The following is a 14997-nucleotide window of genomic DNA, read 5'->3' on the forward strand; positions in this document are numbered from 1 at the left end:
TTTGATGTTTTCATCTAACAAAAAAAGTTTATTGAAACCAGTTTCAATAAACTTTTAATTTAATCAGTATTACAAAGAGATTCAGAGGTTTTTACCAACCATTTTTTGCCATTAAGCCTTGTTTTAAAATTAAGAATTTAATTTCTGTAGAGAGTCTAGTCTAACTTTTTCTTTAGCATGCATAGAACTCCTAATTCTTCACGTGATAAATTTTCATTCTTTTTTAGTAGTCGATTTATTTCATTTTGAAAATATTTTATAGTTTTTCCATGTATATATTCATCAATAATTCTTGGATCTATATAAGAGCTTCTTGCTACTGAAGGTGTGTTTCCTAAATGTTCACTTACTTTGACTACTGCATTTTTGATATTTTTGTCCAATAGTTTTTGATCTTTTTTATCAATTGCACCAATTTCATCTAATGCCATTGCTGCAATTACTGTTCCTGACCAAGTTCTAAAATCTTTTGCAGAAAATTCTTCACCCATTACTTCTTTTATGTATTCATTTAAATGTTCACTTTTTACATCCTGTTTTATACCATTTTCATCAATAAATTTAAAAATTTCATAACCGGGTAAATCATCAATTTCTTTTACTGTTTTAGCTAATTTTTTATCAATAATGTGTCTTTCTTGTTCTTTTCCAGATTTACCAATGTAGTTAAATGTTAACTCTTCTCCGTTAATAGTTAAATGTTTGCTTCTCATTGTGGTGAGACCATACGTTTCATTTTCTTTTGCATAATAATCACTTCCAGGTCTAAAGTAGGCTGCTTCTAATAAACGAACCATACAAGCCAACACTTTTTCTCTGCTCGGTTCTTGTTGTCTTAGATGCTGGCCAGTAACACGTCTCATGTGTTCTAATTGATCTGCAAAATTTAGGATTCTGTCAAATTTTTGTTTTTCCCGTTTTTCTATGTATTTAGGATTATAGATATATTGTTTTCTGTTTTTATCATCTCTTCCTGTAGCTAAAACTTTAGCACTCTTTTTTGAGCTAATTTCTACTTCTGTCCAAGCAGGAGGAATAACTAATGATTTGAACCACTCTTTTAATTCTTTGTTTTTTATAGTTTGATTTTGATTATCAACATAAGTAAAACCTTTGCCATGTTTTTTTCTGTAATACATTTGGAGATATTTTCTACTAAATTAGAAAAAAAATGAAATCGATATGAAAATATTATTAACTCAAATAAAAAAGCTGTTTGTAAATTAAATACAAACAGCTTTACTAATTATTGACCATTATTGTTACATCGCAACTAAATCTCCAGTAATATCTTTTGAAGGTAATTCTGATTTTCCCATTAGATAGATATCTACTTGTCTTGCAGCTTCTCTTCCTTCAGAAATTGCCCAAACAATTAAAGATTGTCCTCTTCTCATATCACCAGCAGTAAATATATTAGGAACATTAGTTTGGTATTTTCCATACTCTGCTTTGTAGTTTGAACGAACATCTTTATCTATTCCTAATTTATCAGCTAAAGTACTTTCTGGGCCTGTAAAACCAAGAGCTAACAATGCTAAATCGCAAGGCCAAATTTTTTCAGTACCTTCAATTTCTATTAATTGAGGTCTTTGTCCTGGAACCATTTTCCACTCTACATTTACTGTTTTTAAAGCGGTTAATTTTCCGTTTTCATCTTTTATAAATTCTTTGGTATTTATTAACCAATTACGTTCTACACCTTCTTTGTGAGAAGATGATGTTTTTAGTTGTAAAGGCCAAAAAGGCCAAGGAGTTGTTGGTGATCGATGTCCAGGAGGTTTTGGCATAATTTCAAAATTAACTACTGATTTTGCACCATGTCTGTTTGATGTTCCAATACAATCACTTCCTGTATCTCCACCACCAATTACGATTACATTTTTATCTGTAGCCATTACTTGGTTTTTTACTTCTTTACTAAATAATACCTTTGTTTGTTGTGTTAAGAAATCCATTGCTTGCACAACACCATCTGCATCAATTCCAGGAGTTGGTAAACTTCTTCTTTCAGTTGCTCCACCACATAAAACTACAGCATCGAAAGTTTTTAAATCTTTAACATCATAATTAACACCAACATTTACGTTGGTTTTAAAAATTATCCCTTCTGCTTCTAAAATGGCAATTCTTCTATCGATAATTCCTTTTTCCATTTTAAAATTTGGAATTCCATATCGTAATAAACCACCTACCTCATCATCTCTTTCAAAAACGGTAACTGTATGTCCAGCTCTATTTAATTGTTGTGCAGCAGCTAAACCAGCAGGTCCAGAACCAACAACAGCAACCGTTTTTCCTGTTCTTGTTTTAGGTGGTTGTGGTTTAATCCATCCTTCTTTAAAAGCACGTTCTACAATATTTTTCTCAATATTTTCAATAGAAACAGGATCTTCAATAATACCTAATACACATGATTTTTCACATGGAGCTGGGCATAAGCGACCCGTAAATTCTGGAAAATTGTTTGTAGAATGCAAAATCCAAGAAGCTTTTTTCCATTCTCCTTGATGAACCATGTGATTAAAATCTGGAATTAGGTTTCCTAGTGGACAACCACTGTGACAAAAAGGAATACCACAATCCATACAACGTGAACCTTGCTTTGTCAATTCTTTTTCTGAAAGAGGAACTGTAAATTCTTTGTAATTTTTTATACGATCTTTTACAGAAACGTATTTTTCATCTTGTCTTTCAAATTCCTTAAATCCTGTTACTTTTCCCATGACATTATGCTTTTGTTAATTCTTCGAACATTGGTTCTTCTGTTTCTATACGTTTTAATGCTTTTTTGTATTCTATTGGCATTACTTTTACAAAGTTTTTTAAACTTGTATCCCAATCATCTAATAAAGAAGCACCTTTTTTACTATCAGTATATAAAACGTGTTTTTCTATAGTTGTTTTTAAATCTAGTGCATCCATATCTGAAACTTCTTCAAATTCGATTGTTTCAGTATTACAAAGACCGTTTACAAATTTGTTTTCTGGATCATAAACATAAGCGATTCCTCCACTCATACCAGCAGCAAAATTTCTTCCTGTTTTACCTAATACAATAACTTTACCACCTGTCATATATTCACAACAATGATCTCCAACACCTTCTACAACTGCAGTTGCTCCAGAATTACGAACTGCAAAACGTTCTCCAGCAATTCCATTTATAAAAGCTTGACCATTTACAGCGCCAAACAAGCAAACGTTACCAATAATAATATTGTTTTCTGCAATAAAATCTGCTTTTGCTGGTTTTTTAATAATTAATTTTGCTCCAGACAATCCTTTTCCTAAATAATCATTTGTGTTTCCATCTAAAATGAATGTTAATCCATGAGCACCAAATGCTCCAAAACTTTGACCTGCAGAACCTGTGAAATTAATATTTAAGGTATCTTCAGGCAAACCTAAATGACCGTAGATTTTAGAAATTTCGTTACTAACAATTGCTCCAACAGTTCTATCTGTGTTTTTTATAGAGTAAGAAAGATTCATTTTTTCTTTTCTATACAAGGCTCTATGAGAGTCTTTTAAGATAGTAAAGTCTAAAACATCTTCTAAATTATGATCTTGTTGTTCTGTATTTCTTACAGGAAGATGGTTGTAACCAACTGGTCTATGTAAAATACTTGATAAATCTAAACCTTTTGCTTTGTAATGCTTAATAGCTTTGTTTGCATTGATTTTATGAGTTTGACCCACCATTTCTGCCAATGTTCTAAAACCAAGTTCTGCCATTATTTTTCTTAATTCTTCAGCAATATAATAGAAGAAATTAATGACGTGTTCTGGAGTTCCTTTAAAGTTTTTACGCAATTCTTTATCTTGAGTTGCGATACCAACTGGACATGTATTAAGATGACATTTACGCATCATAATACAACCTGAAGCTACTAAAGGAGCTGTTGCAAAACCAAATTCTTCTGCTCCTAATAATGCTGCAATTGCAACATCTCTACCCGTTTTTAATTGTCCATCACATTCTACAACAATTCTACTTCGTAAATTATTCATTACTAAAGTTTGTTGTGCTTCAGACAAACCAAGTTCCCAAGGTAAACCTGCATGTTTTAATGATGTTAAAGGAGATGCTCCAGTACCACCATCATAACCAGCAATTAAAACTACATCTGCTTTTGCTTTTGCAACACCAGCAGCAATGGTTCCAACACCTACTTCTGAAACTAATTTCACATTAATTCTTGCTTCACGATTTGCATTTTTTAAATCGTAAATTAATTGTGCTAAATCTTCAATTGAATAAATATCGTGATGTGGAGGAGGAGAAATCAATCCAACAAAAGGCGTAGAATTTCTTGCATTTGCAATCCAAGGTAACACTTTGTGTGCAGGTAATTGACCGCCTTCACCAGGTTTTGCACCTTGTGCCATTTTAATTTGAATTTCTCTTGCATTTGTTAAATAGTGAGAAGTAACTCCAAATCTACCAGAAGCAACTTGCTTTATAGCAGAGTTTCTGCTATCACCATTGATATCTTTTTGAAAACGTTTTCTATCTTCTCCACCTTCACCTGAATTAGATTTGCCTCCAATTCTGTTCATTGCAATTGCTAAATTTTCATGTGCTTCTCTAGAAATTGAGCCATAAGACATGGCACCAGTTTTAAAACGTTTTACAATTTCTGTCCAAGGTTCTACTTCATCTAAAGGAATTGGATCTAAATTATCAAACTGAAACAGACCACGAATAGTCATTAAATTTTCAGCTTGTTCGTTAATGGCTTTTGAATACACATCGTAACTTGCTTGATCGCTTAAACGAACCGCTTGTTGTAATTTTGCAACTGTAGTTGGATTGAATAAATGACGCTCGCCATTTCTTCTCCATCTGTAATCTCCACCAATATTTAGTCCTAAGTTTTTATCAATTTGTTTGTTAGGGTATGCTTGTTTATAACGTTGGTCTATTTCTTTTTCAATTTCATACAATCCAATACCTTCTATTCTTGAAGCTGTATATGGGAAATATTTTTCTACAAATTGAGAGTTAAAACCAACAATTTCAAAAATTTGAGAACCTCTATAAGAATGTAATGTTGAGATTCCTATTTTGTTCATCACTTTTAAAATACCCTTTCCTATTGCAGTATTAAAATTATCTACAGCTTTTTGCTCATCCATATCAGTAATAAAGCCTTCTTTTACTTGCATTCTGATGATTTCGTTAACCATATATGGGTTGATGGCACTTGCTCCATAACCAAATAAAGTTGCAAAATGATGTGGTTCTCTTGGTTCTGCAGATTCTATAATTATATCAAAATAAGAACGTTTTCTTAAACGATTTAATTGATGATTTACATACGAACAAGCTAACAAAGCTGGTATTGGCGCTAACTCTTGATTTACACCTCTATCAGAAAGTATAATAATATTTGTTTTTCTTTCTAGAGCTTTTTCAATTTGAATGATAATATCGTCTAAAGCATCTTCCAAACCATTTAAACCTTGTGCTTTTGGATATAAAATTTCAATAGTTTCTGTTTTGAAACTCTCTACATCTATATTTCTGATTTTTTCTAAATCTGCATTAGAAATTACAGGGTTCTGGATTCTTAATTTTCTACATTGACGTTCTGTTATGCTAAAAATATTTCTATCTTTTCCTAAATTTAAACTGATGTCTGTTACAATATTTTCTCGAATTCCGTCTAAAGGCGGATTTGTAACTTGTGCAAATAATTGTTTAAAATAATTAGAAATTAATTGAGGTCTATCAGATAAAACTGCTAAAGGAGTATCAATTCCCATAGACCCTAAAGCTTCTTTACCAACTTGTGCCATTGGTGTAATTACTTCTTGAATATCTTCAAAAGTGTAATTAAATAAACGTTGGCGTGTTTTAATATCGATAGTTTCTATTGGACAAGTTTCGCTTGTATATGGAACATCTTTTAAATGCAAACGTGTTTTATCTAACCATTCTTGATAGGGTCTTTCTGAAACAATTTTACTTTTTATTTCTTCATCACCAATAATTCTACCCTCATTCATATCTACCAAGAACATTTTTCCTGGCTCTAATCTTCCATGTTCTTTTACATCTTCTGGTGCAACATCAACCACACCAATTTCTGATGACATGATTAATTTACCACTTTTTGTTACAGTATATCTAGATGGTCTTAAACCATTTCTATCTAATAAAGCACCAATATAATCTCCGTCTGTAAAAGGTACAGAAGCTGGACCATCCCAAGGTTCCATAATACAACCATTGTATTCGTAAAAAGCTTTACGTTCTGCAGACATGGTTTTGTGTTTTTCCCAAGCTTCAGGAATCATCATCATCATAATTTCTGGCAATGAACGACCAGTATGTGTTAATAATTCTACAACCATGTCCATAGAAGCAGAATCTGATTTTCCAGGTAAAATAATTGGGAATAATTCTTCTATTTGCGGGCCAAAAACATCACTTTTCATGATTTCTTCTCTTACACGCATTCTACTTACGTTTCCGCGTAAAGTATTAATTTCTCCATTTTGACACATGTGTCTAAATGGTTGTGCCAATTCCCAAGTTGGCATAGTGTTGGTAGAAAAACGTTGATGCACTAATGCCAAACGTGTTACCAAATCTTTTTCTTGAAGATCTTTGTAATAAGGACCAATATCTTCAGGCATAATAATACCTTTATATATAATGGTTGTTATTGATAAACTTGAAACGTAAAAATATCCGCTTTCAGAAGTTTTTGATTGTCTTATTTTATGCTCTGCAATTTTACGAGCAGCATATAGTTTTGCTTTAAAAGTAGCTTCATCTAATTCTTCAATTTTAGCTACAAAAATTTGTTCAATATTTGGTTCTGATGCTAATGCAATTGGACCTAGTTGAGAAGAATCTACAGGAACTTCTCTCCATCCTAAAATAGAAAGTCCTTGTGCTTTTATTTCGTTTTCAAAAGTAGATTTGCAAAAATTATATTGATTTTTTGCTTTTGGTAAGAAAACCATTCCAACAGCATACTCTCTTTGTTCAGGAATAGAAAAGTTACAAACTCTATTAAAGTATTCATGAGGAATGTCTATTAATAAACCAGCTCCATCTCCTGTTTTTCCATCTGCACTAACACCTCCTCTATGTTCTAGTTTTACTAGGATTTCTAGAGCATCATGAATGATTTGATTTGTCTTGTCTCCATTTAAATTACAGATAAATCCTGCACCGCAATTTTCATGTTCAAACTCTGGTAAATATAAGCCTTGTTTCTCCATATTTTATTGAATTATATCGGCTAATTTATATTTTTTATTGAGAAAAACGTAGCGTTTATAAGCTTTTAATATAATTTTTATGATGAAAATAAAATATGGGTATAAATAATTCAATTATAATAATTAAACGTTATTATATTGTCATATTCATAAAAAACACAAAAACCTGCAAATCTGATCAAATTTGCAGGTAAAATTTATGTTTTTTAGTGTGATTAATGTTCGTTTAAACGAAAATCTGGATATGCGTCCATACCATGTTCATGGGCATCTAAACCTTCTAGTTCTTCTTTTTCGCTAACTCTAATTCCAACAGTTTTCTTTAAAGTAAAAATAATTAAGAAAGAAGTTATTAAACAAAATGCAGCATAACAAGCAACACCTATTAATTGAGTTAAGAAAGTATGTTCTGCATTCGTAGAAAAAATACCTACAGCTAAAGTTCCCCAAACTCCACAGATTAAGTGCACTGCAATTGCTCCAACAGGATCATCTAATTTTATTGCATCTACACAACTTACAGCAAATACAATTAATACTCCTGCAATAGCTCCTATAATTATGGCGCTTTCAGGAGTCATAACATCTGCACCTGCAGTAATTCCTACTAGTCCACCTAATATACCATTTAAAAACATAGTTAAGTCTAAGTTTTTGTATTTGATAAAAGATACAAGTGCAGCCACAACACCACCAGCAGCAGCAGCTAAACAAGTTGTAACTAAAGTTAAAGAAGTAGACTCTGGGTTTGCAGACAATACAGAACCACCATTAAAACCAAACCATCCTAACCAAAGTACTAAAACTCCTGCTGTTGCTAAAGGTATATTATGACCAGGTATTGCTTGTGGTTTTCCGTTTTTGAATTTTCCAATTCTTGGACCTAATAACCAAACAGCAACTAATGCTGCCCATCCACCAACAGAATGTACCAATGTAGAACCTGCAAAATCATAGAATCCTATTTGGTCTAAGAAACCACCACCCCATTTCCAAGAACCTACAATAGGGTATACTAAACCTACATATATGATTGTAAAAATCATAAAAGGACCAATTTTCATTCGTTCTGCAACTGCACCTGATACAATTGTAGCAGCTGTTGCTGCAAACATTCCTTGGAACAGGAAGTCTGTCCACCAAGTGTAACCACCATCTGCATATTCTGCAGTCATACCATTTTCTGGTGGTGTAATACCAAAACCTGCAAAATCTATAAAGCCAATAGAGTCTTCTGCAAAACCTGGATACATTAAGTTAAAGCCACCTATATAGTATAATAATAAACCTACTGTTATGATAAATATATTTTTAAATAGAATGTTTATTGTGTTTTTCTGTCTAGTTAAGCCAATTTCTAAAAATGCAAACCCTGTGTGCATAAAGAAAACTAATGCTGTACAGATCATCATCCATACATTATTTGTTGTAAGTAATTCCATGTTTTTTTATTTTGATATTTTCTTTAAAGTTTCTCCTCCTTTTTCTCCTGTTCTGATTCTATATGCTTCAGTGATATCTGATACAAAAATTTTACCATCACCAACTTCTCCAGTAGCTGCAGATTTAAGTAATGCATTAATGGTTATTTTTTCGAAATCATCATTCACTACTATAGATAAATATCTTCTTTGAATATCGCTTGTACTATAGCTTATACCTCTATATACATGACCTTCTTTTTCGTTACCTAAACCTGTTACATCCCAATAAGAAAAGAAGTTTACATCAACTTTATGTAAGGCCTCTTTTACAGCTGAAAATTTTGATTTTCTAATGATTGCTTCTATTTTTTTCATAATTATTAAGTTTTTAATTGATATTAGAAAGAGTAAACTGCTGCAATAGTTAGAGCGCTTACACTTTTTTCTGTAGGAAAAGCTTCTATAACACCATCTTTAGATGAGTCTAATCTTAAATCTGTAATTAATTTTAAGTTTTCTGTTAAAGTAGTATTAGCTGTTAAGGTAAATGCAGTTACACTAGCGTCTGAAGCTCCATTTGCTTGAAAAAATTCTGGTCTAAAACCTAAAGCAAAAGTATCTGAAAAAGAATTTTGCAAATACAAAGCAATTCCTTGGTAGCCAGCATCTGCATCAGAAGAGTGAGAATACGCTGCATTTATTCCAAAATAGAACGTGTCTGATAAATCAAAACCTCCTGTATAATCAAGAAAAATATTATCAGTAATTCCACTTCCATCTACACCTCCATAAATAAAATTTAAGTACTGGCCTTTATAACCAACCTGAGCACCCAATTGCATTTCACCACCAACATTACCATCTGCACTAGATATTGCATGTGAGTTTGTTACTGCTAACATTAAAGATAAATCTTCTGAAGCTGCGTAATCTAATTTTACACCAGTATGAGAAAATGGTCCAGCATTAAATAAGTAAGAAACTGTGTAGTTAAAATTTGCAGCAGGAGAAATAACTTCATACCCTAAAAAAGTGTTAAACTGACCAGCAGTAATTGTAACTTTTTCGCTAACTCTATAATAAGCATATAATTGGTTTATTGCACCAGCTAAGTTTGCATCGTCTGCTTTAGGTCCAAATGCAATATCTGCAATAACTCCAGCTTTTCCTTTTTGATATGCAAAAACGGTATTAGCAAACCCTAAACCAAAACCATTTGCATTTTGTGGGTTGGCAATTAATATACCAGGAGTTCCAGAGCCATCTACAAAATTTGTAGTTCCATAAACATCTACAGTTCCACTTAATGTAAAAGTTCCTTTTTCTTCTTTTTCCTGTGCAGTAATTATTAAACTACTTGCTAATAATAAAGTAAAAATAATTTTCTTCATGATAATTGTTCTTTTAGTTGTGTTTTGTTTTTATTGAACGGGTCAAATGTATATATTAAATTTAAATAAACAAGGGGGTGTTTTTGTAAATAGGGTATTTTTAAAGTTAATGCCCTAAAAAAATAGGGGGTATAAATAATAATAATTCATTTTATAATTTTTAAAGTATTTAAAAAATAGGGTTTTTTAAAAAATAACACATAATTTTATGATATCGATAAAAATGCACTTTCTGAAAAAAAAGTTCATTTTATTGTATTTTTGAAGTATGAAATACCCATTTTCTTATATCATTAAGCTTCAATTTTTAGGATTTCGATTTTCTGGTTGGCAAAAACAAACCAATTCTAAAGCTTTGCATGAAATGGTAGATAAAACATTATTGTATGTTTTAAAAGATGTTTCTTTTAAAACCATTGGTGTTGGTAGAACAGATGCTAAGGTTTCTGCAAATTCTTATTATTTACAGCTATTTATAGTTGATGAAATTGAAGAAGCTGATTTTTTGATTTCTTTAAACTCAAATTTTTCTTCTGATTTTAGAGCGCTTTCTATTGATAAAGTTGCAAGAAGTTATAATATTATAAATGCCCCGAAAATTAAGGAGTATCATTATTATTTTTCTTTTGATGGAAAGAACCATCCGTTTGCTGCACCTTTTATGGTTTCTGTTAATGATGTTTTAGATATTGAAACAATGATAAAAGCTGCAAAACTTTTTAAGGGAGAACATTATTTTCATAAATATTGTACGAAGCCATCTGTAAATACAATTTTTAAAAGGATAATTGATTCTTGCGAAATAGTAGAAAACGATATTTTAACTGCAAATTTTTTTCCTGATAAATCTTATATATTAAAGGTGAAAGGAAAAGGTTTTTTACGGTATCAAATTCGATTAATGATGGCGACTTTGTTTGAGGTTGGTAAAGGAAATTTAGATTTAAATTTTATCAAAGCTTCTTTAAAAGAAGATAATGATAGAATGTTTATGAGAAATATTGCGCCTGCATCTGGTTTACAACTCTATAATATTGAATTGGAACTATAGTTGGTAGATAAGCCTGCGTGAGCGATAGGAACGACATCCTCTGAACTTGTTTCAGAGATATAGTGGATAGCGCGTTTTTTGTTTTTTACAAAAACACGCCCAAAATAAAAAATCCAACTTTTAAAAAGATGGATTTATATATAGTTCTCGACTGCGCTTGAACAGACAAAATTTTATCCTTTTATAACGCCTCTTGAAATTACTATTTTCTGAATTTCTGAAGTTCCCTCATAAATCTGTGTAATTTTTGCATCACGCATTAAGCGTTCTACATGGTATTCTTTTACAAAACCATTTCCACCATGAATTTGAACAGCTTCTACAGTCTGTTCCATAGCTACTTTGCTTGCGTATAATTTTGCCATTGCAGAAGACATATCGTAATTATTACCTTGGTCTTTGTCCCAAGCAGCTTTCATAACTAACATTCTTGCAGCTTCAATTTCTGTATACATGTCTGCTAATTTAAAGGCAATTGCTTGGTGATTGCAAATTTCTGTTCCGAAAGCTTTACGTTCTTTAGAGTATTTTAAAGCCAATTCATAAGCGCCAGAAGCAATACCTAATGCTTGTGCAGCGATACCAATTCTACCTCCAGAAAGTGTTTTCATTGCAAACTTAAAACCAAAACCATCTTCTCCAATTCTATTTTCTTTAGGTACTTTTACATCGTTAAATTGTAAGGTGTGTGTGTCTGAACCTCGAATTCCTAATTTATCTTCTTTTGGTCCAATATGAAAACCTTCTGTTCCTTTTTCTACAATAAAAGCATTAATTCCTCTATGTCCTTTAGCTCTATCTGTTTGCGCAATTACCAAATAAACGTCTGCGCGCCCACCACTAGTAATCCAGTTTTTTGTTCCGTTAATTACATAATGGTCGCCTTTATCTTCTGCAGTTGTTGCTTGTGAAGTTGCGTCAGATCCTGCTTCTGGTTCACTCAAACAAAATGCACCAACAAATTCACCTGTAGCTAATTTTGTTAAATATTTTTGTTTTTGATCTTCGTTACCATAGGCTTCTAAACCATAGCAAACTAAAGAGTTATTTACGGAAACAATTACAGAAGCAGAAGCATCAATTTTAGAAAGTTCTTCCATAATTAATACGTAAGAAATAGCATCCATTCCACTTCCTCCATATTTTGGATCTACCATAATTCCTAAAAAACCAAGTTCACCCATTTTTCTAACAAGTTCGTTTGGGAATTCTTGTTTGTTATCTCTTTCTATAACACCAGGTAATAATTCTGTTTGTGCAAAATCTCTTGCAGCATCTCTAATCATTAAGTGTTCTTCTGTTAAACCAAAATCCATAAATGTATTTTTATTATATTCGTAATTTAAGGCTGTAAAGATATCGATTTCGTAACATATTTTCAATAGAGTTTTGTTATTTTTACATATATGAATAAAAGTAAGGTTTTTGTTGTAGGATTAATGTCTGGAACGTCTTTGGATGGTGTGGATTTAATTTATGTAAAATTTGATAAAAAAAATTATAAAAATTTTAAAATTTTAAATACACAAACTATTTCGTATCCAGAAGATTGGAAAAACACTTTACAAAATGCAATCCATTTTTCTTCTGAAGAATTAAAAGATTTAGACATTAAATATGGTGCTTATTTAGCGAAAGTGATTCATAGCTTTATAGTTAAAAATGAAATTAAAGTTATCAATTTTATAGCATCTCATGGACATACAATATTGCATGAGCCAAATAAGGGGATTACATTGCAAATTGGTGATGGGCAAACAATAGCAAATCTCACAAACCAAAAAGTAATTTGCGATTTTAGAACACAAGATGTGAGATTAGGTGGTCAAGGAGCACCTTTGGTTCCTATTGGTGATGAACTCCTTTTTGCTGATTATAATTTTTGTTTAAATTTAGGTGGGTTTTCAAATATTTCCTTTAAAAAGGATGGAAAAAGAATTGCTTTTGATATTTGTCCTGTAAATATTGTGTTAAATTTTTACGCAAATAAATTAGGTCTTGAGTATGATGAATTTGGAGAAATAGCATCTAAAGGAGAAATTAATCAAAAACTTTTAAATGATTTAAATTCACTAGACTTTTATCAGCAAAAACCACCCAAATCATTAGGTTTGGAATGGGTTCAAAAAGAAATTTTTCCAATAATTGATAAAAACGAAGCTAAAATACCATCCATTTTAAGAACTTTTGTAGAGCATATTTCCATGCAAATAAGTAAAATAATTATCGATGACGATTCTGTTTTAGTAACTGGGGGAGGTGTTTTTAATCTTTTTTTAATGAAACGGATTGAATATTATTCAAATATCAATATTAAGCTTTCAAGTAGAGAATTAATTGATTTTAAAGAAGCGCTTATTTTTGCTTTTTTAGGATTGTTAAAGTCTGATAATCAGTTAAATTGCTTGTCATCAGTAACTGGAGCTAAAAAAGATCATTCTTCTGGGGTTATTTTTTATCCTTAGGAATTTAATAAAAAATTTGAGCAGTCATTTTTTTACTGTAAATTTGTGTGTACTACAACGTATAAAATAATAACTCTAAAATCACTTTTAAGAATGAATCAACTTTAACTTCTCTAATTTTAATTTCGAAGAAAATTGTATCAGAAAAAAGAAAACCATAAGTTGAAAAATTATCAAAATTAGAAATGAAAGAATTATTAAAAATATACGAAAACAAGCAGCCAGAAATTGTTTTTCATTGGAAAGATCAAGAAACAGATGCAGAAGGTTGGACAGTTATAAACTCGCTTAGAGGTGGAGCTGCTGGTGGAGGTACAAGAATGCGAAAAGGCTTAAATATGAATGAAGTTTTGTCTTTAGCAAAAACAATGGAGGTAAAATTTACAGTTTCTGGACCAGCAATTGGAGGTGCAAAATCTGGAATAAATTTTGATCCAAATGATATTAGAAAAAGAGGTGTTTTAGAACGTTGGTACAAAGCAGTAACTCCACTTTTAAAACATTATTATGGTACAGGAGGAGATCTAAACGTAGATGCAGATAAGGATGTAATTCCAATTACAGAAAGTTGTGGAGTTTGGCATCCGCAAGAAGGTATTTTTAATGGACATTTTAAACCATCTGAAGCAGATAAAATAAATAGAATTGGTCAGCTACGAATGGGAGTAATAAAAGTAATTGAAGACAAAAAGTTCTCTCCAGATTTGTCTAAAAAATATACAGTTGCAGATATGTTAACAGGTTATGGGGTTGCAGAAGCTGTTAAACACTATTACAACATTTATGGTGGAGAAATAAAAGGTAAAAGAGCAATTGTGCAGGGTTTTGGAAATGTGGGTTCTGCAGCAGCTTATTATCTAACACAATTAGGTGCAAAAGTTGTTGGAATTATAGATAGAGATGGAGGTTTGATTAATGAAGAAGGATTTTCTATGGAAGAAATGACCAATTTATTTTTATCTAAAGATGGAAATAAATTAGTGTCTGAAAATATGATTCCTTTTGATGAAATTAATCAAAAAATTTGGAGTTTACCAGCAGAAATTTTTATTCCTGCAGCAGCTTCTAGATTGGTTTCTCAAGAACAAGTTCAACAAATGATAGACACAGGTTTAGAAGTAATTTCTCCTGGAGCAAATGTGCCTTTTGCAGATAAAGAAATTTTCTTTGGGCCAATTATGGAGTATACAGATAGCCACTTAAGTTTATTACCAGATTTTATATCAAACTGTGGTATTGCAAGAGTTTTTGCTTACTTAATGGAAGCAAAAGTAGAATTACCTATGCAAGATGAGGCTATATTTAAAGATACCTCTAATATTATTAAAAAAGCATTGCAAAAAACATTTAAAAAGAGTGCTTCTAAAACAAAAATTTGTTCAACAGCATTCGAAATCGCACTAAAACAACTAATTTAAACTAGT

Annotated in this window: 10 protein-coding genes; 3 read left to right on the forward strand and 7 right to left on the reverse strand. The window is 31.4% G+C overall.

Annotated elements, in window-relative coordinates:
* Positions 1-155 precede the first annotated feature (155 nt).
* From ACY2RW_RS03080 to ACY2RW_RS03105, 6 genes are all read right to left on the reverse strand, one after another.
* Positions 156-1139, reverse strand: a complete 984-nt coding sequence (locus ACY2RW_RS03080) for a DNA topoisomerase IB (protein ID WP_490121237.1) — start codon at positions 1137-1139, stop codon at positions 156-158.
* Between the two features lie 123 nt (positions 1140-1262).
* Positions 1263-2726, reverse strand: a complete 1464-nt coding sequence (locus ACY2RW_RS03085) for a glutamate synthase subunit beta (RefSeq protein ID WP_490121238.1) — start codon at positions 2724-2726, stop codon at positions 1263-1265.
* Between the two features lie 4 nt (positions 2727-2730).
* Complete coding sequence (gltB, locus tag ACY2RW_RS03090; RefSeq protein WP_490121239.1) at positions 2731-7242, reverse strand: glutamate synthase large subunit; 4512 nt, start codon at positions 7240-7242, stop codon at positions 2731-2733.
* Positions 7243-7457: 215 nt separating this feature from the next.
* Positions 7458-8684 (reverse strand): ammonium transporter, encoded by a 1227-nt coding sequence (locus tag ACY2RW_RS03095; RefSeq protein WP_490121240.1) that lies wholly within the window; start codon positions 8682-8684, stop codon positions 7458-7460.
* Between the two features lie 6 nt (positions 8685-8690).
* Positions 8691-9041, reverse strand: a complete 351-nt coding sequence (locus ACY2RW_RS03100) for a P-II family nitrogen regulator (RefSeq protein ID WP_490121241.1) — start codon at positions 9039-9041, stop codon at positions 8691-8693.
* Between the two features lie 23 nt (positions 9042-9064).
* Positions 9065-10057, reverse strand: coding sequence for an outer membrane beta-barrel protein (locus ACY2RW_RS03105; protein ID WP_490121242.1), 993 nt, complete (start codon positions 10055-10057; stop codon positions 9065-9067).
* 268 nt (positions 10058-10325) lie between these two features.
* On the opposite strand from ACY2RW_RS03105, the gene ACY2RW_RS03110 reads away from it, so the two are divergent.
* Complete coding sequence (locus ACY2RW_RS03110) at positions 10326-11108, forward strand: tRNA pseudouridine synthase A (RefSeq protein ID WP_490121243.1); 783 nt, start codon at positions 10326-10328, stop codon at positions 11106-11108.
* 173 nt (positions 11109-11281) lie between these two features.
* On the opposite strand, the gene ACY2RW_RS03115 is transcribed toward ACY2RW_RS03110, so the two are convergent.
* Positions 11282-12424, reverse strand: a complete 1143-nt coding sequence (locus ACY2RW_RS03115) for an acyl-CoA dehydrogenase (RefSeq protein ID WP_490121503.1) — start codon at positions 12422-12424, stop codon at positions 11282-11284.
* A 90-nt stretch (positions 12425-12514) separates the two neighbouring features.
* Here ACY2RW_RS03115 and ACY2RW_RS03120 point away from each other — a divergent pair, with 90 nt between their 5' ends.
* Both ACY2RW_RS03120 and ACY2RW_RS03125 read left to right on the forward strand, forming a co-directional pair.
* The gene (locus ACY2RW_RS03120; RefSeq protein WP_490121244.1) at positions 12515-13573 is read left to right on the forward strand and encodes an anhydro-N-acetylmuramic acid kinase; all 1059 of its coding nucleotides are present in this window, start codon (positions 12515-12517) and stop codon (positions 13571-13573) included.
* Positions 13574-13758: 185 nt separating this feature from the next.
* The gene (locus tag ACY2RW_RS03125; protein WP_490121245.1) at positions 13759-14991 is read left to right on the forward strand and encodes a Glu/Leu/Phe/Val dehydrogenase dimerization domain-containing protein; all 1233 of its coding nucleotides are present in this window, start codon (positions 13759-13761) and stop codon (positions 14989-14991) included.
* Positions 14992-14997: the final 6 nt, after the last annotated feature.

The organism is Polaribacter sp. 2305UL8-11 (assembly GCF_058147165.1).